The sequence below is a fragment of the Geodermatophilus maliterrae genome, assembly GCF_041018925.1.
GTDB lineage: Bacteria > Actinomycetota > Actinomycetes > Mycobacteriales > Geodermatophilaceae > Geodermatophilus > Geodermatophilus maliterrae.
Genome location: NZ_JBFNXQ010000023.1, coordinates 16,895 through 42,582 on the forward strand (window position 1 = coordinate 16,895; position 25,688 = coordinate 42,582).

General features: G+C 74.5%; 27 protein-coding genes and 1 pseudogene. 15 read left to right on the plus strand and 13 right to left on the minus strand.

The annotated features are described in order from the left end of the window. Positions 1 to 240: 240 nt before the first annotated feature. The 4 genes from ABQ292_RS09465 (at position 241) to ABQ292_RS09480 (ending at position 4,399) form a co-directional block, all read left to right on the plus strand. On the plus strand, positions 241 to 1,785 hold the full coding sequence (locus ABQ292_RS09465) for an acyl-CoA synthetase (protein ID WP_369205598.1): 1,545 nt from the start codon (positions 241 to 243) through the stop codon (positions 1,783 to 1,785). Between the two features lie 28 nt (positions 1,786 to 1,813). After that, positions 1,814 to 3,160, plus strand: coding sequence for an ABC1 kinase family protein (locus ABQ292_RS09470; RefSeq protein WP_369205600.1), 1,347 nt, complete (start codon positions 1,814 to 1,816; stop codon positions 3,158 to 3,160). Between the two features lie 97 nt (positions 3,161 to 3,257). Then, a complete protein-coding gene (locus tag ABQ292_RS09475; protein ID WP_369205602.1) occupies positions 3,258 to 4,094 on the plus strand; it encodes an ATP-binding protein in 837 nt (278 codons plus the stop codon). Between the two features lie 14 nt (positions 4,095 to 4,108). After that, a complete protein-coding gene (locus ABQ292_RS09480) occupies positions 4,109 to 4,399 on the plus strand; it encodes a hypothetical protein (RefSeq protein WP_369205604.1) in 291 nt (96 codons plus the stop codon). 6 nt (positions 4,400 to 4,405) lie between these two features. On the opposite strand, the gene ABQ292_RS09485 is transcribed toward ABQ292_RS09480, so the two are convergent. Next, positions 4,406 to 4,852 carry a hypothetical protein gene (locus tag ABQ292_RS09485; protein WP_369205606.1) on the minus strand — a complete coding sequence of 149 codons (447 nt, stop codon included), beginning with the start codon at positions 4,850 to 4,852 and terminating at the stop codon, positions 4,406 to 4,408. A gap of 196 nt (positions 4,853 to 5,048) precedes the next feature. On the opposite strand from ABQ292_RS09485, the gene ABQ292_RS09490 reads away from it, so the two are divergent. The 4 genes from ABQ292_RS09490 (at position 5,049) to ABQ292_RS09505 (ending at position 7,599) form a co-directional block, all read left to right on the plus strand. Continuing rightward, on the plus strand, positions 5,049 to 6,080 hold the full coding sequence (locus ABQ292_RS09490; protein ID WP_369205608.1) for a hypothetical protein: 1,032 nt from the start codon (positions 5,049 to 5,051) through the stop codon (positions 6,078 to 6,080). 118 nt (positions 6,081 to 6,198) lie between these two features. Continuing rightward, positions 6,199 to 6,381: a hypothetical protein gene (locus ABQ292_RS09495; RefSeq protein ID WP_369205610.1), complete on the plus strand. Its 183-nt coding sequence runs from the start codon at positions 6,199 to 6,201 to the stop codon at positions 6,379 to 6,381. 448 nt (positions 6,382 to 6,829) lie between these two features. Continuing rightward, a complete protein-coding gene (locus ABQ292_RS09500) occupies positions 6,830 to 7,042 on the plus strand; it encodes a hypothetical protein (RefSeq protein ID WP_369205612.1) in 213 nt (70 codons plus the stop codon). Between the two features lie 167 nt (positions 7,043 to 7,209). Next, on the plus strand, positions 7,210 to 7,599 hold the full coding sequence (locus ABQ292_RS09505) for a hypothetical protein (RefSeq protein WP_369205614.1): 390 nt from the start codon (positions 7,210 to 7,212) through the stop codon (positions 7,597 to 7,599). Between the two features lie 86 nt (positions 7,600 to 7,685). Here the strand turns inward: ABQ292_RS09505 and ABQ292_RS09510 are convergent, their stop codons facing one another. Then, entirely contained in the window at positions 7,686 to 8,429 is a 744-nt protein-coding gene (locus tag ABQ292_RS09510) for an enoyl-CoA hydratase/isomerase family protein (RefSeq protein WP_369205616.1), read from the minus strand. Between the two features lie 149 nt (positions 8,430 to 8,578). Here ABQ292_RS09510 and ABQ292_RS09515 point away from each other — a divergent pair, with 149 nt between their 5' ends. Then, positions 8,579 to 9,652, plus strand: a complete 1,074-nt coding sequence (locus ABQ292_RS09515) for a WD40 repeat domain-containing protein (protein ID WP_369205618.1) — start codon at positions 8,579 to 8,581, stop codon at positions 9,650 to 9,652. 72 nt (positions 9,653 to 9,724) lie between these two features. After that, a complete protein-coding gene (locus tag ABQ292_RS09520) occupies positions 9,725 to 10,903 on the plus strand; it encodes an LLM class flavin-dependent oxidoreductase (RefSeq protein ID WP_369205620.1) in 1,179 nt (392 codons plus the stop codon). Positions 10,904 to 10,934: 31 nt separating this feature from the next. Here the strand turns inward: ABQ292_RS09520 and ABQ292_RS09525 are convergent, their stop codons facing one another. Together ABQ292_RS09525 and ABQ292_RS09530 are read right to left on the minus strand one after the other, a co-directional pair. Then, positions 10,935 to 11,177: a Rossmann-fold NAD(P)-binding domain-containing protein gene (locus ABQ292_RS09525; protein WP_369205675.1), complete on the minus strand. Its 243-nt coding sequence runs from the start codon at positions 11,175 to 11,177 to the stop codon at positions 10,935 to 10,937. A gap of 70 nt (positions 11,178 to 11,247) precedes the next feature. Further along, a pseudogene (locus ABQ292_RS09530) lies at positions 11,248 to 11,517 on the minus strand (SDR family NAD(P)-dependent oxidoreductase); the annotation flags it as partial. Between the two features lie 122 nt (positions 11,518 to 11,639). On the opposite strand from ABQ292_RS09530, the gene ABQ292_RS09535 reads away from it, so the two are divergent. After that, the gene (locus ABQ292_RS09535; protein ID WP_369205622.1) at positions 11,640 to 11,960 is read left to right on the plus strand and encodes a type II toxin-antitoxin system Phd/YefM family antitoxin; all 321 of its coding nucleotides are present in this window, start codon (positions 11,640 to 11,642) and stop codon (positions 11,958 to 11,960) included. Further along, entirely contained in the window at positions 11,957 to 12,403 is a 447-nt protein-coding gene (locus ABQ292_RS09540) for a type II toxin-antitoxin system VapC family toxin (protein ID WP_369205624.1), read from the plus strand. Before ABQ292_RS09535 ends, ABQ292_RS09540 begins: the two co-directional genes overlap by 4 nt. 23 nt (positions 12,404 to 12,426) lie before the next feature. Here the strand turns inward: ABQ292_RS09540 and ABQ292_RS09545 are convergent, their stop codons facing one another. Next, positions 12,427 to 12,996, minus strand: a complete 570-nt coding sequence (locus ABQ292_RS09545; RefSeq protein ID WP_369205626.1) for a TIGR03086 family metal-binding protein — start codon at positions 12,994 to 12,996, stop codon at positions 12,427 to 12,429. A 74-nt stretch (positions 12,997 to 13,070) separates the two neighbouring features. Here ABQ292_RS09545 and ABQ292_RS09550 point away from each other — a divergent pair, with 74 nt between their 5' ends. Then, positions 13,071 to 13,850, plus strand: coding sequence for a DUF6308 family protein (locus ABQ292_RS09550; protein WP_369205628.1), 780 nt, complete (start codon positions 13,071 to 13,073; stop codon positions 13,848 to 13,850). 148 nt (positions 13,851 to 13,998) lie between these two features. On the opposite strand, the gene ABQ292_RS09555 is transcribed toward ABQ292_RS09550, so the two are convergent. Then, positions 13,999 to 15,549, minus strand: coding sequence for a DUF4389 domain-containing protein (locus ABQ292_RS09555; RefSeq protein ID WP_369205630.1), 1,551 nt, complete (start codon positions 15,547 to 15,549; stop codon positions 13,999 to 14,001). Between the two features lie 217 nt (positions 15,550 to 15,766). On the opposite strand from ABQ292_RS09555, the gene ABQ292_RS09560 reads away from it, so the two are divergent. Further along, positions 15,767 to 17,479, plus strand: a complete 1,713-nt coding sequence (locus ABQ292_RS09560; protein ID WP_369205632.1) for a GAF domain-containing sensor histidine kinase — start codon at positions 15,767 to 15,769, stop codon at positions 17,477 to 17,479. Between the two features lie 15 nt (positions 17,480 to 17,494). On the opposite strand, the gene ABQ292_RS09565 is transcribed toward ABQ292_RS09560, so the two are convergent. Continuing rightward, positions 17,495 to 18,166 carry a response regulator gene (locus ABQ292_RS09565; protein ID WP_369205634.1) on the minus strand — a complete coding sequence of 224 codons (672 nt, stop codon included), beginning with the start codon at positions 18,164 to 18,166 and terminating at the stop codon, positions 17,495 to 17,497. Positions 18,167 to 18,293: 127 nt separating this feature from the next. Beyond that, positions 18,294 to 18,803, minus strand: coding sequence for a hypothetical protein (locus ABQ292_RS09570; RefSeq protein WP_369205636.1), 510 nt, complete (start codon positions 18,801 to 18,803; stop codon positions 18,294 to 18,296). Positions 18,804 to 19,287: 484 nt separating this feature from the next. Between ABQ292_RS09570 and ABQ292_RS09575 the strand changes: the two genes are divergently transcribed. After that, positions 19,288 to 19,995 (plus strand): class F sortase, encoded by a 708-nt coding sequence (locus tag ABQ292_RS09575; RefSeq protein WP_369205638.1) that lies wholly within the window; start codon positions 19,288 to 19,290, stop codon positions 19,993 to 19,995. A gap of 31 nt (positions 19,996 to 20,026) precedes the next feature. On the opposite strand, the gene ABQ292_RS09580 is transcribed toward ABQ292_RS09575, so the two are convergent. The 5 genes from ABQ292_RS09580 to ABQ292_RS09600 are packed head-to-tail and all read right to left on the minus strand — an operon-like array spanning position 20,027 to position 25,599. Beyond that, the gene (locus tag ABQ292_RS09580; protein ID WP_369205640.1) at positions 20,027 to 21,511 is read right to left on the minus strand and encodes a mannitol dehydrogenase family protein; all 1,485 of its coding nucleotides are present in this window, start codon (positions 21,509 to 21,511) and stop codon (positions 20,027 to 20,029) included. Between the two features lie 17 nt (positions 21,512 to 21,528). Next, positions 21,529 to 22,644: an ABC transporter ATP-binding protein gene (locus tag ABQ292_RS09585; protein WP_369205642.1), complete on the minus strand. Its 1,116-nt coding sequence runs from the start codon at positions 22,642 to 22,644 to the stop codon at positions 21,529 to 21,531. A 32-nt stretch (positions 22,645 to 22,676) separates the two neighbouring features. Continuing rightward, on the minus strand, positions 22,677 to 23,744 hold the full coding sequence (locus ABQ292_RS09590) for an NAD(P)-dependent alcohol dehydrogenase (protein ID WP_369205644.1): 1,068 nt from the start codon (positions 23,742 to 23,744) through the stop codon (positions 22,677 to 22,679). Continuing rightward, positions 23,741 to 24,634: a carbohydrate ABC transporter permease gene (locus ABQ292_RS09595; RefSeq protein ID WP_369205646.1), complete on the minus strand. Its 894-nt coding sequence runs from the start codon at positions 24,632 to 24,634 to the stop codon at positions 23,741 to 23,743. Before ABQ292_RS09595 ends, ABQ292_RS09590 begins: the two co-directional genes overlap by 4 nt. Continuing rightward, on the minus strand, positions 24,631 to 25,599 hold the full coding sequence (locus ABQ292_RS09600; protein ID WP_369205648.1) for a carbohydrate ABC transporter permease: 969 nt from the start codon (positions 25,597 to 25,599) through the stop codon (positions 24,631 to 24,633). Before ABQ292_RS09600 ends, ABQ292_RS09595 begins: the two co-directional genes overlap by 4 nt. Between the last annotated feature and the right edge of the window lie 89 nt (positions 25,600 to 25,688).

Genomic DNA, 25,688 nt, shown 5'->3' on the forward strand with positions numbered 1-25,688 from the left:
GCGAGCACCGGCAGGCTGCCAGCGGAGCCGGTGCCGTTCAAGGCGGCCGTGCGCCGGGATCGGCGGCATCCGGCGATCCTCCGTCCGCAGCAACCAGCTGCTACGCACGGTGCGGGGCACGGCCGGTCGCCCGCCGAGGGGGACCGCCGGCACGAGGGTGGGCGGCCCCGGGCCGTCCGCCCCTGGCGACGCGGGCTCCGTCGGAACCACGATCCGGACCCACCGGATCGGGAGGTCGCCGTGTACGTCACCCAGGGTCTGCACCGCCACGTCCAGCAGCGGCCGGACGAGATCGCCACCGTCTGCGCCGGTCGCAGCCGGACGCACGCCGAGTCGGTCGACCGGATCGCCCGCCTGGCGGCCGCGCTCCAACGGCTCGGCATCCGGGACGGCGAGCGCGCGGCCATCCTGTCGCTGAACTCCGACCGCTTCTCCGAGTTCCTCGGCGCGACGCTCTGGGCCGGCGGCGTCCTCGTCCCGGTCAACATCCGGTGGAGCGTCCCCGAGATCGCCGACTCCCTCGCCGAGGTCGATGCCCGGGTCCTCGTCGTCGACGACGTCTTCGCTGGGTGCGTCGACGGCATCAGGGCAGCTCACAGCGGGGTGCAGCACGTCGTCCACGCGGGTGACGGCCCGACTCCCGACGGCATGCTCGCCTTCGAGCAGCTGATCGCGGACTCCGAGCCGGTCGAGGACGTCCGCCGCGGTGGCAGCGAGCTCGCCGGCGTCTTCTACACCGGTGGCACCACCGGCCGGTCCAAGGGCGTCAAGCTCAGCCACGACAACCTGCTGACGTCGTCCATGGGCGGGCTGGCCGCCGTCCACTTCCCGCCCGGCCTGGTCGGCCTGCACTCGGCGCCGATGTTCCACCTCGCCGCGTTCTCCAACTGGGTCGGTGCCACCGTCGTCGGCGGCACGCAGGTGATGATCCCGGTGTTCGACCCGGTCGCCGTGCTGACCGCCGTCCAGGCGCACGGCGTCACCGACGTGCTGCTGGTACCCACGATGATCCAGCTGGTGGTGGACCACCCGCGGGTGGACGAGTTCGACCTGACCAGCGTCCGCCTGGTCCTGTACGGCGCCTCCCCGATGTCCGACGCCCTGCTCGGCCGGGCGATGAAGGCCCTGCCCAACGCGCGGTTCATGCAGGCCTACGGCATGACCGAGCTCGCCCCGGCGGCCACCGTGCTCACCCCCGAGGACCACGAGGACCCCAGGCACCGGCGCTCCGTCGGCCGCGCCGCCCCGCACGCGGAGGTCCGCGTCGTCGGCCCGGACGACGTCGAGCTGCCCCGCCGCGAGGTCGGCGAGGTCGTCGTCCGCGGCGGCAACGTGATGCTCGGCTACTGGGACCGTCCGGAGGAGACCGCCGAGGCGCTGCGCGGCGGTTGGATGCACACCGGCGACGCCGGCTGGATGGACGACGACGGCTACCTGTACCTCACCGACCGCCTCAAGGACATGATCATCTCCGGCGGTGAGAACGTGTACTCGGTCGAGGTGGAGAACGTCCTCGCCCAGCACCCGGCCGTGGCCACGTGCGCGGTCATCGGCGTCCCCGACGAGACCTGGGGCGAGCGCGTGCACGCCGTCGTCGTCCCGGCGTCCGGCGCCACCGTCACCCTCGAGGAGCTGCGGGCCTTCTGCGCCGACCGGCTCGCCGGGTACAAGACGCCGAGGTCGATGGACGTCGTCGACGCGCTGCCGCTCTCCGCCGCCGGCAAGGTGCTCAAGCGGACACTGCGCGAGCCCTACTGGGCCGGACAGGAGCGCGGCGTCCACTGACCGACCTGGTCGGCGCTACCGTCCGCCGGTGGACCAGTCCGGGAACGGCCGGCCGACGCGCAGCCGCCTCGCCCGCACCGCCCGGCTCGCCGCGCTGCCGGCCGCGTACGCCGGTCGCACCGCCGTCGGGATCGGCAAGCGGATCGGCGGCCGCCCCGCGGAAGCGGTCGCCGCGCAGGTGCAGCAGCGCACCGCCGAGCAGCTGTTCGCCACCCTCGGGCAGCTCAAGGGCGGGGCCATGAAGGTCGGCCAGGCGATGTCGGCGATGGAGGCCGCCCTGCCCGAGCAGCTGGCCGGCCCCTACCGCGAGGCGCTCGTCCGGCTGCAGGAGGCGGCACCCGCCATGCCGGCGGCGATGGTGCACCAGCAGCTCGACACGGCTCTCGGGACGAGCTGGCGGCAGCTGCTCCGCGACTTCGACGACCGGCCGGTCGCGGCGGCCAGTGTGGGGCAGGTGCACCGCGCCACCTGGTCCGACGGCACGCCCGTGGCGGTGAAGATCCAGTACCCGGGCGCCGGCGAGGCGCTCGTCGCGGACCTCGGGGTGATGCAGACAGTGGCACCGGTCGTGCAGGCCGCCGTGCCCGGCCTGGACGCCCGGCAGCTGCTCGCCGAGCTGCGCGCGCGGCTGGTCGAGGAGGTCGACTACGGCCACGAGGCCGACACCCAGACAGCGTTCGCCGACGCCTACCGCGACGATCCGGACATCGCCGTCCCCGACGTGCTCGCCGTCGCCGACCGCGTGCTGGTGACCCGGTGGATCGACGGCACGCCGCTGTCCCGGGTGATCGCCGACGGCAGCCAGGGCGACCGGGACCGCGCCGGCCTGCTGCTGGTCCGGCTGTTCGCCTCCGCCCCCGCGCGCGCCCGCCGGCTGCACGGCGATCCCCATCCCGGCAACTTCCGGCTGCTGCCCGACGGCCGGCTCGGCGTCCTCGACTTCGGGGCCACCGAGGCCATGCCGGACGGCTGGCCTCCGCGACTCGGACCGCTGCTCGCCGCGGGCCGGGACGGCGACGCCGTGACCCTGCACCGCATCGCCGCCTCCGCGGGACTCCTGCAGCCGAGCGCCGTGACCCCGGACGCCCTGATGGCGCTGCTCGACCGCTACCTGCAACCGCTGCGCAGCCCCACCTACGGCTTCAGCCGGGCCTGGATCCAGGAGCAGACCCGGCTCGCCTCCGATCCGTTCAGCGCCACCTCCCGCACCCAGCGCCGGCTGACCATCCCGCCGCGCCACCTGCTGCTCCAGCGCGTGGCCGTCGGGATGACCGGCGTCCTCTGCTCCCTCGGCGCCACCGTGGCCGTCGACGGCGAGGTCCGCCGGTGGCTGCCCGGCTACGACGACCCCCGGCACACGGACGCCCGGGCCTGACGCGGAGCGCCCACCCCGCGACCGTCCGCACCTTCCCTCACGCACGAGGACCGGGCCGTTACTCAACTGTGGGAACCTGGTCGATGATGTAACGGAGATGACCAGGGCCGATTGCGTCGACATCGCGGTCACCACGAACGGCGTGTTGACGTACGACGAGATCGGCGGACACCTGCGTCCCGCGTGCGGCACCGGGCCCGTCCGGATCGACCTGACCCGGCTCCGGTTCATCGACCCGGCGGGCCTGGTCAGCCTCGCCGTCGTCGCCGAGCGGGCGGCGCTGCTGCACCGTCCGATCCTCTTCACCAAGCCCGAGGGCGGCGACGTCGCCAACTACCTCACCCGGATGCGGCTCGGTGAGGAGCTCGGGGTGCTCGACGTGGTCCACGACCTCCCCCAGGTCCGGGAGCGCCGGCTGGGCCACCGGCTCGTCGAGCTGCGCCGGTTCGACGGAGAGGCCGGACTGGACACCGTCGCCGCCGCTCTCGTGCAGACCTACGTCGACGACCACCCGGAGCTCATCCAGCCGCTGTACGCGGCGCTCGACGAGATGGCCCGGAACGTCCTGGAGCACAGCACCCGGATGCACGGCTACGTGGCGCTGCAGCGCTACGACAACCGGGGGGACATCTCGTTCGCCGTCGGCGACAGCGGCATCGGCCTGCGCGAGCGGCTCGCCGAGGCGGTCCCCGTGCCCGACGACCGGACGGCGATCGTGCGCGCGGCGCAGGTGCACGTGTCCTCCATCGACCGCCCGGGGCGCGGGCGCGGCATCAGCCGGGTCATCGGCATCACGGGCGAGCACCGCGGCAGCGTGACGCTGGTCAGCGGGCAGGCCAGCGGCACCTTCCGACGCGGCCGACCGGACCCCGAACTGACCGATCTCCCCGCGTCCTATCCCGGTACGCTCGCGCACGTGCGACTGAGCCTGTGAGGAGGTCCGCGATCGTGACTTCTGTCCTTCCCCCGATCGAGGTCCCGCAGCTGAGCGGCGGACGTGAGCGTGCCCGGGCGCTGGTCGAGGGCCTCGGTCACCGCATGGCCGGCGCCGTCATCGTGGTCGACTTCCGGCGCATGGTCGCCGGCACCCCGTCCTTCGCCGACGAGCTCGTCACCCGCGTACTGGTCGACGGCGGCGCCGCGGCGCTCCGCGCGGTGCACGTCAGCCGGGAGTTCTGGCAGTACCTCCTCGAGGCGGCCCGGGACCACGGCGTGGCGGAGCGCCTGCAGACCGCCTGACGGCACTCAGTCGGTGGCGCGGACGGCCTCACCCGTGATCCGCATCGCCGTCTCCCACGCCTCGGCCTCCGCCGCGGCGGTGCCGGCGTCGTCGCCCTGGAACCAGGGCAGTGCCGCCACCTCCCACTGCAGGGCGGCCTCCCGAGCAGGGGGCGACGAGACGCGGTGCACGAGCATCTGGTACCTCGACCGGGCAGCCGAGAGCTGGGTCTCCGTGCTGCGCAGGGGCAGGATCTGGCTCCTGTCCCGGACCAGCGCCGCCCGGTAGTCGGCCATCGCGGCCTGCAGCTCGATCAGGGTGTCGCGCTGGAACTCGCGCGACGCGCGCTCCCGCTGGTCCTGCCGCGCCCGTACCGCGGCACGGGCCTTGAGGGACTCGGCCGTGGCCTGGGCCGCGACCGTGAGCAGCCCGCCGACCACCACGCCGACGAACGCCCAGACCGCAGTACTCACTGTTCCTCCTTGCTTACTCAGAGTACTCGCGATCGCGGGAGGGCGACAGTCCTCGGCGGTGTCCACACGGCCGGGGAAGTGACCGGCTGGTCGCGTCGGAGGACGGCAGTAGCGTCTGCCGGCGATGCCGAAGAGCAGGAAGCGAGCCAGGCCACGCCGTCCGGGGCCGCGACGACCCTCACCCGAGGCGGAGCTGATGGACGCCCTGCGCGACGGGGTCGACTCCCCCACGCCCGGCTCTCTCCTCGGCAGCATCGGCGTCGTGCTCGGCGTCGCCGCCGGCGCCGACGACCCCGCCGGCACGATGGACGACCTGGTCCGCAGCCTCTCCGGCGTCGACCGGGTCGAGACGTCGGCCGCCCTGCTGGCGATCGCCACGCTGACCGCCGATCCCGACCTCCGGCGACGGGTGCGCCGCGAGATCGCCGAACGCGGGCACGTGCTCCCCCGTTGGCTCGCGGAGCTGGACCGTTCCACGCCGGTCGACCGGGCGGTCGAGATCAGCACGGTGTTCCGGGACGCCGACGAGCTGCTCGTCGGTGTCACTGTGCCCGGCGGCCACCCCCTCACCGCCGTCGTCCGCATCGACAACGACCTCGGCGCCGTCGCGACCGACGGGTACGTCGTGCAGTCCCCGCTCGCCTCGGTGGTCCCGCTGCTGGTCGAGGACGACGAGCCGGACGTCCGCGTGCGCGACATCGCTCCCGCGGACGCCCGCGCCCGCATCACCGCGGCCCTGCAGGAACTCGACCTCGGTCCCGGTCGGCTCGGGTCCGAGACCTGGGCCCAGTCGCGCCCGCTCGTCGAGTGGATGCTGTCGCTGCTGCCCGGGGGCGGCCGGGGCGACGTGCTGCAGGACCTGTCGGAGGACGAGCTCGACGAGATCGCCGACCGCTTCCTCGCCGGGGGTGCACCGTGGTCGGACGTCGAGCTGCGTCCGCTGCTCGACGAGGTGCTGGCGGCCGGCAGCGCCAACGGCATCGGGGACCCGCTCCTCTGGAGCCGGCGCAACGTCCGCCGCGTGCTCGGACCCGACCTGCTGTTCCTCTCCTCCGGGACGCCGCACCTCGACCGCGCACCGGACCTGCTCCGCGACCTGATCCGCTTCGGGCACGCCGAGCGCGGCCTCCGGCAGGAGCTCACGGACGACGCCCTGGCCGCCGTCGACGCATCCGCCGGCGCCTTCCTCGCGGCGGTGCGCGGGCTGGACGAGGACGACGCGGACTGACCCGTACCGGGCCCCGCCCGGCCACTCTGTGGTCGCTCGCCCGGTCCGGACGGCGAACGCGAGCCGACCACCGCACCGTCGGCCTGCCGCGTCTCCCATCAGGAGTGTCGGCAGGGTCGTGCAGATCACGGTGGACGGCGAGCCCGTTGCCGAACTGGGCCCGATCCACGAGCAGCGCTCGCGCTGGACGCCGATGGAGGTGCTCGCCGCGCGGCTGACGAGGACTCAGGCCGACCCGGCACCGCGGGAGGAGCTGCGTGCCCCGACCGGAGACACCGACGAGCTCGGGCCCATCTGCTGAGTCGCGGACTCCCGGACACCAGCGTCTCCATCGCCCAGGAGGGGCGGGGTTGGACATCGCGGCCCTGCCGGACGAGGTCACCGTCTGACCCGCGCGGCTCCGCGGTCGCCCCCTCGGTCGGGCTCCGCCCTCCGCGACCTGTGGAAAACCCCGGTCGTGCCTCTGCGCGCTGTCACGGTGTCCCGCGTGACGACACCATCTCTCGCCGACGTCCCGATCCGCTCGTCCCTCGCGCTGACCCGACGCTGGGTCGGCCTGCTGACGCCTCTGCACTTCGAAGCCCGCAGTCTCTGGCTGACCTGGCTCGGCGCCGACGGCCGGCAGTCCCCCGTCCTGGTCCCCGTCGAGGACGTCCCCGCCCGGCCCGACCGGCGATCGGTCCCCGTCCTCCTCGACGTCCACCCCGAGGTGGCGACCCCAGCTCGGAGGGGACGACGTCCACCTGGCCATGGCGCTCCGCCGTCCCGGCGAGCCGGTCGAGACCGAGGACGACGCGGAGTGGGCGGGCGCCCTCCACGAGGTCCTCGACGATGCGCTCGACGGCACGTGGAGCCTGCACCTCGCCGCCGGCGGCCGGATCGAGCCACTGGTGGAGTCGCCGGGCTTCTTCGTGCGGGTCGGTCGGGCGACGGTCCGCCGAGCCGGGGGCCACCTCCGGTGACGCCGCAGCAGGGCTGGTCGCCGGACGGCCGCGACGCCCATCCGTGGGTGGCCGGCCCCTGAGGCTGGCCGGCCGACCCCGGCGCGGTCGTCCTCCCGCCACCTGCCGTCCGCGGTCCGCGCAGGCGACGCAGCCGACTCCTGCTGATCGGCGGGACGGTCCTCGCGGTGGTCGCGGTGGTCGCGGTGGTCACCGGCATCGTCACGCACCGCGCCCTCACCTCGTGGCCGGACTCGCCGGAGGAGGTTGCCGAGGCCTTCCTGGCCGCCAACCAGCGCCACGACCGGGAAGCGTCCTGGGAGCTGCTGTGCCACAGCGAGCGACTCCGCTTCGGGGCACTCGCCGACTGGATCTGGACGCAGGAGGCGGCGGTCGCCGTCGTCGGGCCGCTCGACGACGGCCTGACCATCACCGTCGGGGAGGCACGTCCCGACGGGCGCTCCTCGCCGCAGTCCTACGTCGTCGACGTGCAGCTCGCCCGGGCCGACGAGAGGCACCGCCTGGAGGTGCTCGTCATGGAGGAGGACGGCGGCTTCCGCGCCTGCGGCCAGCGGTGAACGTCGGCTCGGTACGGGAGCGTCCCGGCCTCCGCCGGGCCGGGCGCTGTCGTGCGCACCGTCCGGGTCACGCCACCGTGCGGACGTCAGCCGGCCGAGCGGCGCATGGACCACATCTGCGCGGGGCGCTCGAACTGGGTGGCCACCTCCCAGCTCACCGCGCCGTTGACGACCTCCTTGCGGAAGTTGCCCACGGCCACCCGCGCGAGCTCGGGGTCGGCGGCAACGCGACGGGCCAGCTCCAGGGCGCGGTCCTCGACGGCGGCGTCGTCCACCGCCTCCCACGCCAGGCCCAGCTCCACGGCCTTGGTCCCGTCGACCTCCTCGCCGAACAGCGCCATCGCCGCGGCGGCCTCGCGGCCGATCAGCCGCGACAGGATGACGAAGTGCCCGCCGCCGGGGTGCATCCCCCGCTTGAGGAAGCCGGCGATGAGACGGGCGTCGGACGCCACGATCCGCAGGTCGGCCGCCAGCAGCATGTTCATCCCGGCGCCCACCGCCGACCCGCGCACCGCCGCGATCGTCGGCACCTTCACCTGCCCCAGCCGGTAGAAGGAGTCGTAGATCCGGCTCATACCCTCGTAGGCGTCCGGCGCGGCCGGGTCCTTGCCGGCGTTGGTCAGCGTCGCGATGTCCCCGCCGGCGCAGAACGACCTGCCCGCCGCGCGCACCACCAGCGCGCCGACCTCCGGCTGGGCGTCCACCTCGTCGAACACCGAGATGAGCTCCTCGGCCATCTGCGGCGTCAGCGCGTTCCGCCGGTCGGGCGCGTTGAGCGTCACCACCGCCACGCCGCCGTCGACCTCGAGCAGGACCTCAGCGTCAGCCACGAGCGCACCTCCGGATCAGGGGGACTCGGCACTGCCGCCGGCCCGCCACGGCATCAGACCACGGCGCCGGACGACGGCGTCAGCGAGCCCCGCGGTTGCCGCCCCGGTCTGCGCATACGCACACTCGGGCACCGACTCCCGGAGCCCCCATGCCGCCCGCCCGCCGCGCCGTCCTGGCCCTCGTCGCGCTGATGGCCACGAGCTGCACCAGCGGGTCCGAGGAGCCCGCGCCACCCCGGCCGTTCACCGAGGCCCTCGGCACCGTCGACCTCGACGCCGTCGCGCCCGGCGGCGTCGACGTCCTCGACCTCGCACCCACCGACGACGGCGGCGCGCTCGCGCTGCTCGGCGACACCGCCGACCCGGCCGTCGGCTACCTCGCCCTCCTCAGCGCGGAGGGAATCGGCGACGTCCGGCGCATCGACGACGTCGGCACCCAGCTGCTCGTCACCCCCGACGGCACCGCGTTGATCACCGGCCCGGACCGGCTCACCGCCGTCCCGGCCGACGGGTCCGCGCCCACGGTCACCGAGCTCGACCTCAAGGGGCCCGTCACCACGGCCGCCCTCTCCCCTGACGGCCGCCGCCTGTACGCGGCCACCGAGCCGGGCACGCTCGCGGCCGTCGACGTCGCCAACGGGGACGTCCTCGCCGAGACGGACCTCGAGGAGGGGCTCACCGTCCACGCCCTCGCCGTCCGGCAGGACGGCGGGCCGACCGCGCTGCTGAGCGACGCCCGCGCCCCCGACCTGGCCGACGTCGCCGTCCTGGCCACCTGGGACGAGGAGCTCGAGCCGGTGGACGGCCCGGTGGAGCTGGCCCCCGACCGCCCGGCCAGCATCCCGTCCGCCCTCCGGCTCGCCGACGACGGCACCGCCGTCGCCACCCTGACGGCGGGCTCCGGCGACGACCCGTTCCGCATCGTGACCGTGGCGGACGGCGAGGTGACGGCCTCGCACGCCGTCCCCGGCACCGACCGCGTCCCGGCCGACTTCGCCGTCACCCCCGACGGGCGGGCGGCCCACCTGCCCGTGGCCGGCTTCGAGGTCGAGTCCGGCGTGATCACGCTCGACCTGGCCAGCGGCGAGCAGGTCGGCGACGTGCGGCTGTGCGACGGCCAGGCCACCTTCGGCCGGGTGGCGCTGGCCGGCGACCGGCTCACCGTCATCGGCTCCTGCATCACCAGCGACGCCCCGTCGTCCACCGCCTTCGTCGTCGGCTGACTCGCCCGGGGGCATCGCCACGGGAGTGTGACCTGGATTACGTTCCGGGAACCGCCAACCCGAGGAGAACCCATGGACCGGCTGCGCTTCGGCACCTTCCTGGCCCCGTTCCACCCCGCCGGGGAGAACCCGACGCTCGCCCTGCAGCGCGACCTCGAGCTCGTCGAGCACCTCGACCGGCTCGGCTACGACGAGGCCTGGATCGGCGAGCACCACTCGGCCGGCACGGAGATCATCGCCTCGCCGGAGATCTTCATCGCCGCGGCCGCCGAGCGCACACGGCACATCAAGCTGGGCACCGGCGTCACCTCGATCGCCTACCACAACCCGCTCTGGGTGGCCGAGCGCATGGTGCTGCTCGACCACCTCACCCGCGGGCGGGCGATGCTCGGCTGCGGCCCCGGCTCGCTGCCCACCGACTCGATGATGCTGGGGCTCAACCCCACCGACACCCGCGAGCTGCTCGAGGTCGACCTCGACATCATCATGCGGCTGCTGCGCGGCGAGACGGTCACCGAGCAGACCAAGACGCACAACCTGGTCAACGCCCGGCTGCACCTGCGGCCCTACACCCAGCCGTGCTTCGAGGTCGCCGTCGCCGCCGTCGCCTCCCCCACCGGGCCGCGCATGGCCGGCCGGCACGGCATCGGGCTGCTGTCGATCGGCGCGACCCTCAGCAAGGACGGCTTCGACGCCCTGGCCCACCACTGGAGCGTCGTCGAGGAGCGCGCGCAGCACTTCGGCCAGACCGTCTCCCGGCGCGACTGGCGGCTGGTCGGTCTGATGCACATCGCCGAGACCCGGGAGCAGGCGTACGCCGACGTCCAGTTCGGCATCGAGACCTGGTTCCGCTACTTCCAGAAGACGGCGGCGTTCCCGCAGATGGCGGTCGAGGGCGGCGACGCCAAGGAGATGATCGACTTCATCAACGAGGCCGGCGTCGGCGCCATCGGCACCGTCGAGGACGCCCGCGCCCAGGTGCAGCGGCTGTGGGACCAGTCCGGCGGGTTCGGCGCCATGCTGCTGCTCGGCCACGAGTGGGCCGACCCGCAGGCCACCAAGCGCTCGTGGGAGCTCATCGCCCAGCACGTCATGCCGCACTTCCAGGGCGGGGAGATCAGCCACGCGCAGTCGACCCTGGACGCCAAGGAGCACGCCATGGGCAAGCGCGAGGACTACGCCGCCCAGCAGATGCAGGCGGTGGCCACCATGACCGAGCGGTACGAGAAGGAGAAGGCCGGCCAGAGCTGACGACGGCCGCGCCGGGTGGCGGACGACGCCGTCACCCGGCTGCGGTCAGCTCCTCCGACACCGCCCGCAGCCGCGCCCGGGCGGCCGCGTCGTAGGCCTGCTCGTGCGCCCGAGTCTCGCGCAGCCCGTCGAAGTAGCGCCCGCTCAGGCCCGCCAGCGCCGGGTCGACCACCAGCCGCGCCGTCGCCTCGACACCCTCCGCGGTGGTCGACGTCGGCGTGGCGACGATCTTCGTCGGCATGAACGTCGCCGGGTGCAGCGCGTTGACCGTCACCCCGGTCCCGGCGAGCTCCTCGGCCAGGTCGACCGTCGACAGGATCCGGGCCGCCGGGCACGTCCCGGCCGATGCCGGCGTTGCTCACCAGCACGTCGAGGCGGTCGACGTCGGCCCGGACCGCCTCGGCCATCGCCCGCACCTGCGCCAGCGAGGCCAGGTCGGCGAGGTACAGCCGCGCCCGCGAGCCCAGCTCGTCCACCACCGACCGCCCGCGCGCCTCGTCGCGGCCGTGCACCAGCACGGTCATCCCGCGGCCGGCGAGGTCGCGGGCCAGCGCCCGACCGAGGCCGGCGGTGGCACCGGTGATCAGCACGGTCCGCCCGTCGAGGGGACGCACGCCCCCAGCCTCGGCCCTCAGCCGGGCGGCCGCCAGGACGGGTCGCGGCCGGTGGCACCGTGCACCGTCTCCTGACTCGGCCGCCTGCTGGACACGGGCAGTCCATCAGCCACACGACGCCCGTGGACGGGGCCGCCCGCGATGGCTACATTGACACCACTGAAGGTAGCCACAAGGGAGGCCGCATGCGGTCGGTCGGGGTCCGCGAACTGCGTGACGGCCTCAGCCGCTACCTGGCCGACGTGCGATCCGGCCGGACGATCACGGTCACCGACCATGGGCGGCCGGTCGCGCGGATCGTCCCGGTGGGGCAACCCACCGCGCTGGAACGGCTGATCGCCGAAGGCGTCGTCCAGCCTGCCGGAGAGCGCCGGCGCTCCCTGCCCGAGCCGGTGCGCGCCACGGGCTCGGTCAGCGAGCTCGTGATCGACGAGCGTGGGTGATCGCCTACTTCGACTCCTCGGCCGCTGTCCCGCTGCTCGTCGAGGACGAGCCGGGCGCGTCGGCGTGCCGCCGGGTATGGGCCACCGCTGACGCGGTCGTGGCCAGTCGCGTCCTGTACGTGGAGGTCGCGGCCGCCCTCGCACGCGCCGAGCGGCTCGGACGCCTGACCGCTCCTGCACACCAGGCCGCGCGCGCCGGCCTCGACGTGATCTGGGCGCAGGTCGACGTCGTCGAGGTCACCGACACCCTGGTGCGCCGGGCGGCGCAGCTCGCGCGGGACCAGTCCCTGCGCGGCTTCGACGCCCTCCACTACGCCGCGGCACTGAGCCTGGCCGGACCGACGACTGTCGCACTGGCCGGCGACGCGGCGTTGCTGCGCGCGTGGCGGGCGACGGGCCTCGACGTCATCGACACCAGCACGGGCGAGCTCGGGTCGGCGTAGGTGTTCCGACCGAGCCTCGGCCCTCAGCCGGGCGGCCGCCAGGACGGGTCGCGGCCGGTGGCGCCGAGCAGCCGGTCGAGCGCCGGGGCGTCGTCGGGCACCGGCACGCGCGGGCCGAAGAGGTCCGGCGGCCGGTCGTCGCCGAAGGACGCCACGAAGCCCAGGGCGGCCTCGGCCGAGGCGTCGTCGACGGCGTAGGGCTGGCCGGTGGCGACGGCGACGTCCCAGCCGTGGACGACGACCTCGTCGAGCGCCACCTGCGCGCAGACCTCGGCCGGCATCTCCACTCCCCCGGCCGACGCCGTGCCCTCCCACGCCGACGGCTCCCGCCAGGCCGCCGCCAGCGCGTCCAGTTGCCCGGGGATGCGGGTGCGCCAGTCGGCCGGCAGGTGGTCGGCCGAGGCCCGCGGGGCGCCGTCCATCGGCGTCTTCTCCGCGGCCATCCGGAAGGCCAGCGTCAGCCCGGCGAGGTGGTCGAGGATGCCGGCCACCGGCGTGCCCGTGCACGGGGTGGGCGCGGAGAGCTGGTCGTCGCGCACCCCGGCCACCACCGTCGTCACCGCGGCCGCGGCCGGGCCCAGGTCGATCGTCATACGAGGGAAGACCGTCCGCCCCGCCACGACTCATCGGTCCCCGCGGCAGCCCGTCCGCCGGAGACAATGAGGCCGTGACAGGGGGACGACGGGACGACGCCGCCCTCGTCCTCCCCAGCGCCGGGCCCGACCCGATCCCGCTGCCCACCGCACTGGCCGCCGTCCTCGGCTACGCGCGCGGACGCCGTCCGCTCTTCTTCCGCTCCCCCAGCGCGCCGCAGGGCCGGTGGTTCCAGGTGCTCGCCTACGGGTTCGACCGCTTCGACGGCCAGCGCCGCGAGACCGGGCCGGCGCCCACCGACCGCGACGTCCTGCTCGCCGAGGGCCTGCACGGCCGGCTCGACCCGGCCGGCTGGCGCCAGGTCCGCAGCGCGCTGGACGACGTCCGGCCGCTCGCGCAGGCCCTCGAGGACCGCGCCGCCGGGCGGGCCTTCTGGGAGCTCCCGGACGACGAGTTCTCCGTGCTCGCCGAGCCCGGCACCGTCGGCGCGCTGCTGCGCGGGCTCGGCGACCGGCCCGGCGCCCGCCACGTCGTCGCCGCGCTGCACCACCGGCACCCGTCGCTCGTGCCGCTGCTCGACGGTGTCACCCGCCGCCAGCTCTCCGGGCACGTCGTCGAGGGCGACAGCGGGCCCGAGGCCGTCGTCTCCCGCGAGCTGCGCGCCAACACCGGGGCGTTCACCCGGCTGGAGTCGGCGGCGGCGACGCTCCTCGGAAGGCCGATCACCCGGCTGCGGCTGCACGACGTCCTGCTGTGGCTGGCCGGCAGCCTGCGGATGACCCACGCGGTCGCCGTCGGCCGGGCGCTGGCCGCCGAGACCGAGGAGGGGCTGGAGCTGGTCATCAGCAGTTGACCATCGACTCGTTGCCGCCGACACGCGCGGACACGCCGCGGGGAACGGCAACGACCCGATGATCGACACGGGGCCTGCCCGGCCGACCGCCCGAGGCGCACGCGCGGGCCCCTGACCGGCGTGCTCACGGTCAGGGGCCCGCGGGTCCTCAGCGGGCGTGTGCCGGCGGGGAGCTGCGGGCGGGCCCGCCGCCCGGGACGGCCACCGGCGGAGGCGGGGTCCACTGGGCCGGGACACCACCGGACGGCGGGTACTGGCCGGCCCGGCGCACCGCGTTCGCGATCAGCAGGACCCCGAGACCGGCGAGGACGAGCCCGAGGACCAGCAGGCCCACGGCCAGCCAGGTCAGCCCCGGCACCGTGGCCGCCGCCCGGATGTCGGCGGACACGTCCGCGCTGCCGTCGGCCCGCATCACCACGACCGTCCAGTTCCCCTCGGCGGGACGCCAGTCGAGCACCTGCGTCCCGCTCCCGGTCGCCGACGCCGCCCAGACGTCGGTCTCGCCCGGGGGCACGGCCGGTGGGCCGCCGGGGACGGGAACCGGCCGCAGGTCGTCCGTCGCGTCGTCGCGCGAGCCGAGCGAGCCGAGCACCCCGCGGCCCACGCCGCTCAGGTACTCGTCGACCTCGGCGGTGCGCCCGACCGCGACGAACAGCTCGTCATCAGGGTCCGCGGGCGTCACCTCGAGCAGGGCGGTGCCCAGCAGGTCGTCGACGACCCAGTCGAGCCCCTCGCCCTCCAGCACGACGCCCTCGCTGACGAGCGCGTACTCCGCCGTGCTCACGGTGGCGTCCGGGGTCCACACGAAGCCGGCGTCGTCGCGCTCGACCTGGTCGGCCCACAGCAGCGCGCCGCCGGCGGCCAGCGGACCGGTGGAGGCGAGCAGCAGCAGCGCACCGACCACGACCGCGACCACACGTCCCGCCGTCCAGCCGCCCGACGGCGACGCGGCGGGAGCGGTGACCGGCCGTGCGGCCACCCCGCCGGCCGGCGCGGTCGGCAGCGGGCCGGCCGGGACCGAGCCGGGGTCCGTGCCGCCCATGTCGAGGCGGAACGGCGGGTAGCGGTCGGTCATCAGCCCCGTGTAGGCGGCCACCCGCAGGGCCCAGCGGTCCATGCCGAGCACGAAGTCGTAGAGCGGCTTCGGGTAGCGGCCGGTGAACAGCAGCACCACACCGGCGACGAGCACCAGCAGCGCCACCAGGCCACCGAAGGCCCAGCCGTCGTCCCAGGCGTCGTCCCCGGACCCCCAGCCGGCGCCGAACCACACGCCCCCGCCGACGAACAGGGCCAGGACGAGGTAGTGCGGGAGGGCGAGCAGCCACTTCACGAAGATCAGGCCCCGGGACAGCCGCTCGGGATAGGTCACATCGAGGTGCGCCGGGTGGTCCGGCACGTCGGCGAGGGTGAACGGCGGGTAGCGATCGGTGCCCAGGGCCCCGTAGCCGTAGTGGTGGACCCGCCAGGACCAGCGCAGGACGCCGACGTTGAAGTCGAACAGCGCCCGCGGGTAGCGCCCGGTGAACAGGATCGCGAAGAACGCCACCACGCCCACCACCGTGAAGGCGATCCACAGGAAGAACAGCACGACGTAGTGCGGGATCAGCAACAGCCACTTGACCAGCCACAGCCCGCGGGAGAGCGAGGCGTCGAGCGACGCGTCGACCCGCACGGGATACGGCGAACGGTTGTCGGACACGACGTCCTCCCCACCCCACCGGCGGGGTCCGGGGGCAGTCGCCCCCGGGGCGCCGGTGGCCTGTCCCGAGACTGGCGGCCGGCGTCCCGGGGCGGTACGGACCAAGGGCGGCGCCGACCGGGGTCCCAGGTCCCGTCACGACGGCCGGCCCGGCGGAGGAACGGAGGGGTTCCGCCTCCCGGGGGCCCGTGCCAGGCTCGACGACGGAGGTCCCACCATGCCGTCTTCGCCATCCGGAGCTCCCGCGGCCGTGGTGTCCCCGCTGGCCGGGATGCGGCTGACCGAGCTCCTCGACGAGGTGCAGGAACGGCTCGCCGTCCTCGCCCGCAACCAGGGCCGCGTCCAGCACCTGCTCGACGCGTTCCTGACCGTGTCCACGGGGCTGGACCTCGAGACCACCCTGCGGCGCATCGTGGAGGCCGCCGCCGACCTGGTCGACGCCCGGTACGGGGCGCTCGGCGTCCTCGCCTCCGGCGGCGGGCTGGCCGCCTTCATCCACGTCGGGATCGACGACGAGCACGCCGCCCGCATGGGGTCGCTGCCCGAGGGCAAGGGCGTCCTGGGCCAGCTGATCACCGAGCCGCGGCCGCTGCGCATCCCCGACCTGGGCCGGCACCCCTCCTCGGTGGGCTTCCCGCCGCAGCACCCGGAGATGCGGACCTTCCTCGGCGTCCCCGTGCTGGTGCGCGGCGAGGTCTTCGGCAACCTCTACATGACCGAGAAGCGGCAGGGTGAGTTCACCGTGGAGGACGAGGCGGTGCTGACCGCCCTCGCCGGTGCCGCCGGCATCGCCATCGACAACGCACGCCTCTACGAGGAGGGCGAGACCCGCCGGCGGTGGATGACCGCGGTCTCCGACGTGCGGGCGAGCCTGCTGAACGCCTCGACGCCGGACGAGGCGCTGCGGCTGATCGCCGAGCGGGTGGCCGCGCTCGCCGAGGCCGACGGGACGTGGATCATGGCCGTCCCCGACCCGGCCGACCACACCTACGCGGTGCGGGTCCAGGTCGGGGACGGGCTCGACGACCTCACCGGCCGGCGGCTCACCACCGCGGAGAGCCCGGTCCTCGAGGCGGCCGCCGCGACCGACGGGGTCGTCACCCTGGACATGAGCGGGCTGTCGTACGAGGGGCCCAACGCCCACGTCGGCTGGGGGCCGTGCACCGCCGTCCCGCTGCGCAGCGCGCACGCCGAGGACCTCGTGCTCATCGCCGCCCGCCGGGCCGGAGCGGCACCCTTCGACGCCGCCCTCGCCTCGCTCATCGGGTCCTTCGCCGACCAGGCGGCCGTCGCGCTCGACCTCGCCGCGCAGCAGCGCCTCGCGCGGCGGGTCGACGTCTACGAGGACCGCGACCGCATCGCCCGCGACCTGCACGACCACGTCATCCAGCGGGTGTTCGCCGCGGGACTGGGCCTGCAGTCCGTCCTCCCCCGGATCCCCGACGGCGAGGCGCGGCGGCGGATCGAGGCGGTCGTCGGCCAGCTCGACGAGACGGTGCGCGACATCCGGACGACGATCTTCGACCTGCACACCACCGGCGAGGCCGCGCGCGGGACGAGCCTGCGCCGGCGGGTGCTCGACGTCGTCACCGAGACCGCCGGCAGCGCCCTGCGCCCGACGGTGCGCATGTCGGGGGCGCTGGACAGCCTGGTCACCGGAGAGCTGGCCGCCGACCTCGAGGCGGTCACCCGCGAGGCGGTGAGCAACGCCGCCCGGCACTCGGGCGCGTCGTCGGTGACGGTGACCCTGGACGTCGGTGACGAGGTGGTCCTGGAGGTCGTGGACGACGGCCGGGGCATCGACCCGCGCGCCGCGCGCAGCGGGCTGCGCAACCTGCACGAGCGCGCGGCCCGGCGCGGCGGCGGGGCGTTGGTCGAGCCGCGGCCCGACGGCGGCACGCGGCTGCGCTGGTGGGCGCCGCTGCGCTGAGGGCGGCCGCCCCGCTCAGTTCGGCCGGGACGCCGGCGACCCGCTGCGCAGCTCCGTGGCGAGGACCGCGACCTGCGTGCGGCGCTCCAGGCCCAGCTTCGCCAGCAGGTGCGAGACGTAGTTCTTGATCGTCTTCTCGGCCAGGAACATGCGCTCGCCGATCTGGCGGTTGGTCAGCCCCTCCCCGATCAGCTGCAGGACGGTGCGCTCCTGCGCGCTGAGCCCGGCCAGCGGCCCGGCGGGCTCGGCCGCCCGCCGCATGCGCTCCAGCACCGCCGTGGTGGCCCGCGGGTCGAGCAGCGACCCGCCGGCGGCGACCGTGCGGACACCGCTGACCAGGTCCTGGCCGAGGATCTGCTTGAGCAGGTAGCCCGAGGCCCCGGCCACGATCGCCTCGAACAGCGCGTCGTCGTCGCTGTAGCTCGTCAGCATGATCACCTTGAGCTCGGGCACGAGGGAGCGGACCTCGCGGCAGACGGAGACCCCGTCGCCGTCGGGCAGCCGCACGTCGAGGACCGCGACGTCCGGGCGCAGCGCGGGGATGCGCGCGACGGCCTCCGCGGCGTTCTTCGCCTCCCCGACGACGGCGATCCCCGGGTCGGTCCCGAGGACGTCGGCGACGCCGCGCCGGACGATCTCGTGGTCGTCCAGCAGGAACACCCGGATGACGCCGTCCCGGTCGTCCACGGCCATCTGTCCTCCCGTCGGCCCGAGCCGGGCTCCTGACCCGGTCGCTGGCCCGAGGCTAGGGGGCGCAGGGCCCCTGCCGGGCAGAGCCGGAGGTCCCGACGACCGGGCCGTCCTGCCCGGTGGATCAGCCGAGGACCGCCTCCAGCGCCGTCGTGGAGAGCAGGCGCGCCCACAGGGGACGGCGGGTCCGCGCCACGGGCGCCGCCGGGTGCGCCCGGTCGCGCCGCCACAGCCGGTTCGCGGGGCGCACGGCCATGGCGCCGCCCTTCATGCTGACCCAGCCGCCGGGGCCCATGGTCACCATCGCCCTGGCCCCGCTGGGCCGGGCCGCGAGGTGCCGGGCGACCAGCACCGCGCCGACCACGAGCTCCGCGGTGGTGACGACCCTCGTGACGTCGACGACGGGGTGCCAGCGCACCCGCCCGTCGCGGACCACGAACGCCCCCATCGGACGGCTCCCCGACATCCGCGCGTCGAGGCCGCGGCCCTCCGGACCTGCGCCGTCGGCGCGGGTGGCGGCGTGGGAACGCGCCGCCGTCGCGGTGATGACGCTCGCGCCGTCCCGCTCGTAGGGCGGCGCGAAGGCGAGGACCTCGGGCGGGCGGCGGTCGCTGGCGGGTCGGGACTCGCTCATGGGGCGTCTCCTGGGCGTCCGGGTGGGTCGGTCCAGGCTGCCCCGAACCCGGCGGTCCCCGACCGGGTCGGAGGTCCCGACCAGGAGTGCCCTCCGCCCGTGGCCGGCGCACGGGATCACGGTCGGACACGTCGCGACACGCGGGCAGGAGGTGACCGATGGGACTGCCTGGTTTCGTCACGGTTCCGCGTGACCAACCCGTAACCAAGAGTGATCATGCGCATCCGCAGCGTCGTTGCCACCGCCGCCCTCGCGGCCGGCTTCTCCGTCGTCCTGACCGGCACCCGCCTCCGCTGCCGACCTCGACTGTGACGACTTCCCCAGCCGGGCTGCCGCCCAGGCCGCCTTCACGGCCGACCCGAGCGACCCGAACAACCTCGACGACGACAACGAGGCCTGCGAGAGCTTCGACTACGCCGCCGCGTCGTCCGGCACCGCCACCACCCCGGCCCCGGCCAGCACCGCGCGGGCCTGACGTCCGGCCGTGCCGCAGCACGCAGCGGCCGTCCCCCGCTCCGAGGCCTCCGAGGCCTGGGCGGGGGCGGCCGCTGCGCTGCTCGTGGTCGGCACCCTGACGATGGGACTGTCGGCACAGCAGGACGTCGGCGGCACCCACCGCATCTCCGCGGCACCCGTCACGGTGTCGTCGGCCTCCCGCGACGACACGGGGCCGCGCGTCCTCGACCTCGACCTGCCGGTGCGACCGGTCCCCGACGCCGCGCGGACGCTCGTCCTGCCGGCCTCCGAGCCGACCCGCGTCTCGATCCCGGCCCTGGACATGACGTCCTCGCTCATGGACCTCGGCCTCCAGCGCGACGGCGCGATGGAGGTCCCGCAGGGCGCTTACCCGGCGGGCTGGTTCGACCGGTCACCGAGCCCGGGTGAGCTCGGCCCCTCCGTGCTGGCCGCCCACGTCGACCGGGCCGGTGAGCCCGCGGCGTTCTCGGGCGTCGACGAGCTCCTCCCCGGTGACGAGGTCGTCGTCGACCGGGCCGACGGCACGTCCGCCGTCTTCACCGTCGACCGCGTCGAGGAGCACCCGAAGGACGACTTCCCGACCGCCGCGGTCCACGGGGACATCGACCACGCGGGACTGCGGCTGATCACCTGCGGTGGCTCCTTCGACGAGCGCACCGGCGACTACGGGGACAACGTGGTCGTCTTCGCCAGCCTGACCGACACGAGCCGCTGACCGACCCGTCGATCAGTGGAACGACAGGCCGTCAGCGCACGGGGTCGCCGACCAGCGCCTCCAGGGTGGCCCGGGCACCGCGCTCGTGCAGCGACGCCAGCGTCTCCAGGTAGGGGCCGGTGAACCGCTCGTCGTCCACCAGGTCGCCGAAGACCTCGCGGTCGGCCAGGAACGCCAGCGGCTCCTCCCGCTGCCGCCTCGCGTTGGCGGTGAGCCGCTCCCGCCGGCGGTCGGCGATCTCGATCGGTGCGCCCTGCTCGTCCACGCCCTCGGAGTAGCGCGCCCAGCCCGCCACCACCGCGGCCGACCGCCGGACCTCACCGTCGCGGGCCAGGTTGTCCCGCACCACCGGGAGCAGCCACTTGGTCAGCCGCTCGGAGCCGTCGAAGGCCAGCCGCGCCAGGGTGTCGCGGATGGCCGGGTTGGCGAAGCGCTCGAGCAGCTGCCGGCGGTAGGCGTCGAGGTCGATGCCGGGCACCGGCAGGAGGGTGGGCGTGGCCTCCTCCTCCATGTAGCCGAGCAGCAGCCGCTGGAACAGCGGGTCCTGCGCCGCGTCGTGGACGAGCCGGTACCCGGCGAGCGTGCCGAGGTAGGCCAGCGCCTGGTGGCCGGCGTTGAGCAGCCGCAGCTTCATGCGCTCGTAGGGGTCGACGTCGGCGACGACCTGCACCCCCGCCTCCTCCAGCGGCGGCCGGCCCAGCGGGAACCGGTCCTCGAGCACCCACTGGGTGAACGGCTCGCACACCACCGGCCAGCCGTCCTCGACGCCGAAACGCGCGGCGACGTCGGCCCGGTCCTCGTCGGTGGTCGCGGGGGTGATCCGGTCGACCATCGAGTTCGGGAAGGCCACCTCCCGCTGCACCCACTCCCCCAGCGAGGGGTCGCGCAGCGTGGCGAAGGCGGCGAAGCTGCCCCGGGCGACGTCGCCGTTGTGCTGGATGTTGTCGCAGGACACGACGGTGAACGGCGGGAGCCCCCGGTCGCGCCGGCGGACCAGCGCCTCGGTGACCAGGCCGAAGGACGTCCGCAGCGCGGCCCCGGGCCGGAGGTCGGCCACCACGTCGGGGTCGGTCGCGTCGAACTCGCCGGTGGTCGCGGCGATGTTGTAGCCGCCCTCGGTGACCGTCAGCGACACGATCCGCGTCGTCTCCGAGGCCATCTTCTCGACCACCGCCTCGGGGTCGTCGGGCGCGAGGAGGTACTCCACGATCGACCCGACGACCCGCGCCTCGGCACTCCCGTCCGGGTGCCGGACGACGAGGGTGTACAGGCAGTCCTGGGCCGCCATCACCTCGGCCATGCGGCGGTCCGACGGCAGCACCCCGACGCCGCAGAAACCCCACTCCTGCGCCGTCCCCTGCTCGAGCAGCCGGTCGACGTAGAGCGCCTGGTGCGACCGGTGGAACGCCCCCACCCCCAGGTGCACGATCCCGGCCCGCACCCCTGACCGGTCGTACGTCGGCACCGGCAGCGAGCCGGCGAGGGAGGGCAGGGTCGCGGTGGTGAGGGCGGGCACGGCGGTCTCCTGGGGTCTCAGACGGACAGGCGCCGGCCGGTCGACGGCGAGAAGAGGTGCTCGCGGCCGGGCTGGATCCGCAGGTGCACCCGCTCACCCTTCGCCGGCGGCCGGTTGGGGTCCACGCGGGCGATGACGTTCTCGTTGAAGGCGCCGGAGGAGCCCTGGGGCAGGTCCGGCAGCGTCCCGTGCAGGAAGGCGTCCGAGCCCAGCTCCTCGACCACGCCGACGTCGACCGGGAAGGCGCCGGGCTCGGCCGCCGACACCAGGTCCACGGACTCCGGGCGGAAGCCGGCGACCACCGAGTCGGCGCCCTCCGCGGACAGGGCGCTCAGCGCCGTCGTCGGCACGGGGATGCGCGCGCTGCCGAGCACCGCGTGCCCGTTCTCCAGCCGGAACTGCGCGAGGTTCATCCCCGGCGAGCCGATGAACCCGGCCACGAAGACGTTGGCCGGCTCCTGGTAGAGCCGCAGGGGGGTGTCGCACTGCTCCAGGATCCCGGCCCGCAGCACCGCCACCCGGTCGCCCATCGTCATGGCCTCGACCTGGTCGTGGGTGACGTAGACGGTCGTCGTCCCCAGGCGGCGCTGCAGGGCGGCGATCTGGGTGCGGGTCTGCACGCGCAGCTTGGCGTCGAGGTTGGACAGCGGCTCGTCCATGAGGAAGACCTGCGGGTCGCGCACGATGGCCCGGCCCATGGCCACCCGCTGGCGCTGGCCGCCGGAGAGGGCCTTGGGCTTGCGGTCGAGGAACTCCTCCAGGTCGAGGATCTTCGCGGCCTCGGCCACCCGCTTGCGGATGTCGTCCTTGTCGCGACCGGCGATCTTCAGGGCGAAGCCCATGTTGTCCGCGACGGTCATGTGCGGGTAGAGCGCGTAGCTCTGGAAGACCATCGCGATGTCGCGGTCCTTCGACTTCAGGTGCGTGACGTCGCGGTCGCCGATGCGGATGGCCCCGCGGTCGACGTCCTCCAGGCCGGCGAGCATCCGCAGGCTCGTGGACTTGCCGCAGCCGGAGGGCCCGACCAGGACGAGGAACTCACCGTCGGCGATCTCCAGGTTCAGCGAGTCGACGGCGGGACGGTCGGAGCCGGGGTAGATGCGGCTCGCGGAGTCGTAGGTGACGGAGGCCATGGGTCTCTCCTTGGTGGTTGCTGAGGCGGACGTCAGGACCGGGGGTGGACGACGACCTTCACCGAGTCGGGGTCGCGGCGGCCGGCGGTGAGGGCGTCCTCGGCCCGGTCCAGGCCGTAGGTGCCGGTGACGAGGCGGTCGAGGTCGACGCGGCCGGCGGCGACCAGCGCGATCGCCGTCGGCCAGGTGCCGGCGTAGCGGAAGGTGCCGGTCACCTCCAGCTCGCGCTCCTGCACGACCGACAGCGGGAGCGGCACCTCGTCACCGCCCATGCCGACGAGGACGGCGCGGCCGGCCCGGTCGAGCGCGCGGATGCCCTGGGCGATGGCCGCCGGGTGGCCCGAGCACTCGAGCAGCACGCCGGGCGGGGGGTCGAGGTCGGTGACGCTCGCCGTGCGGGCGTCGACCACGTCGGTGGCGCCGAGGTCCCGGGCGAGGGCGAGCCGGGCGGGGTTGACGTCGGACACGACGACCTCGGTGGCCCCGAACGCCAGGGCCGCCTGCACGCTGACCAGGCCGATCGGGCCGGCGCCGACGACGAGCACCCGGGAGCCGGCGGTCACCCCGCCCTTGCGGCACGCCCAGATCCCGACCGAGAGCGGTTCGAGCAGCGCCGCGGCGTCGTCGCTGATGCCGTCGGGCACCGGGTGGGCGAAGGCGGCGTGCACGACGACGTACTCGGCGAAGGCGCCGTCGATCGGCGGGGTCGCGAAGAACCGCACGTCCGGGCAGAGGTTGTACCGGCCGGCCAGGCACTGCGGGCAGGTCAGGTCGGGGACGCCGGGCTCGACCGAGACCCGCTGGCCGACGCGCACCGCGGACACCCCCGGGCCGACGGCAGCCACCTCGCCCGCGGCCTCGTGCCCCAGGACCAGCGGCTCCTCGACGACGAACCGGCCGATGCGGCCGTGCTCGTAGTAGTGGGTGTCCGAACCGCACACCCCGACCGAGGAGACCCGGACGACGACCTCGCCCGGCCCCGGCTGCGGCACCGGGCGCTCCTCGACGACGACGTCGCCGGCGCGGCGCAGCACCGCGACCCGCATCGTCGACGCCGGGCGGAGGTCCGCCGTCCCCGGCACCGTCCCGGTCGCGGTCACTTGACCGCGCCGAGCGAGAGGCCCTGCACCAGCTTGTCCTGGGCGGCGAAGCCGGCGATGAGCACCGGCAGCGACACCACGAAGGCCGCGGCACACACCTGGGCGAGGAAGAGCCCCTGGCTGGTGACGAACCCGGTCAGGTACACCGGCGCGGTCTGCGCGACGGTGCCGGTGAGGGTCCGGGCCAGCAGCAGCTCGTTCCAGCTGAAGATGAAGCAGATCAGCGAGGTCGCCGCGATCCCCGGCAGGACGATGGGCGCCACCACCGAGCGCAGCGTCAGCAGCAGTCCCGCGCCGTCCATCGAGGCCGCCTCGAGGATCTCGACCGGCACCTCGGCGAGGAACGAGCGCATCATCCAGACCGCGATCGGCAGGTTCATCGCCGTGTACAGGACGATCAGCAGCCAGATGTTGTCCAGCAGGCCGCTCCACTGGGCGAACAGGTAGATGGGCAGCAGCCCGGCCACGATCGGCAGCATGCGGGTGGACAGGAAGAAGAACATCACGTCGGTCCACTTGCGCACCGGCTTGATCGACAGCGCGTAGGCCGCCGGGATGGCCAGCAGCAGCACGATGACCGTCGAGACCACGCTGGCGGTCAGCGAGTTGGCCAGCGAGGGCCACGGGTTGGCGCCGGTCCCGACGCCGAAGAACTCCCGGTAGCCGGCGACGGTCAGCGGCGCGAGCAGCGACGGCGGGTTGGTCGCCGCGTCCTCCTCGCTGTGGAACGACGTCAGCACCATCCACAGCACCGGCACGACGAACAGGAAGCCGATCAGCCAGGCGGCCAGCCCCAGCAGGGCACCGGACCGCGGCTTGCGCGGCCGGCGGGGCTCGCCCTCGGGCGTGCGGGTCGCGGCGACCGGCGCCACGTTGGTGACCGAGCTCATCGCGCGTTCTCCTCCTGGAACAGCGTCGACACCGTCCGCAGCGCCAGTGTGGCGATGAGGATCGTGCCGATGACGACGACGACGCCCGCAGCGGACGCCCGGCCGTAGTCGTGGGCCTGGTAGAAGGTCTGGTAGATCACGTACGGCAGGTTCGCCGTGCCCAGGCCGCCCGAGGTGATCGTGAAGACGGCGTCGAAGTTCTGCACGATGTAGATCGACCCCAGCAGCCCGCCCAGCTCCAGGTAGCGGCGCAGGTGCGGGAAGGTCATGTAGCGGAAGATCTGCCAGCTGCTGGCGCCGTCGATGCGGGCCGCCTCGATGACGTCCAGCGGCCGGCTCTGCAGCCCGGCCAGCAGGATCAGCATCATGAACGGCGTCCACTGCCAGATCAGGGCGATCTCCACCGAGATCAGCGGCGCCGTGGAGATCCAGTCCGGCTGCGGCGCGTTGTCCGAACCGAACAGCCGCCAGATCGCGGTGAGCGTCCCGTTGAGCAGGCCGTACTCGGGGTTGAACAGCGCGTGCTTCCACAGCAGTGCCGCGGCCACCGGCACGATCAGGAACGGCGTGATCATCATGGTGCGCACCACGCCCCGGCCGCGGAACTGGCGGTCCAGGAGCAGCGCGATGCCCATCCCCAGCAGCAGGCTGACCAGGACGACGACCGCGGTGAGGATCACCGTGGTGAGGATCGCCTGGCGCATGTTGACGTCGGTCAGCACGCTCGCGTAGTTGCTGAACCCCGTGAACCCCCGCTCGTCGGGGTAGTAGGCGTTCCAGTCCATGAACGACACGATCAGCGTGACGACGAACGGCAGCTGCGTCACCACGATCGTGAAGATCAGCGCCGGCAGGAGCGGTGCCCGCCGGGCCCAGTCGGACGTGCGCCGCAGCGCCCCGCCGCTCGGAGGCGGCGGCGGCGGTGTCCCGACGTCGTCGCGCCTGCGCTCGATGGTCGTGCTCATGGCCGCTCCTCCCCTTCGAGGGCCGGTCCGGTGCCCGCGGGCGCGCAGGTCCGGGTGCTGCAGGTCCGGGTGCCGCAGGTCTGGGTGCT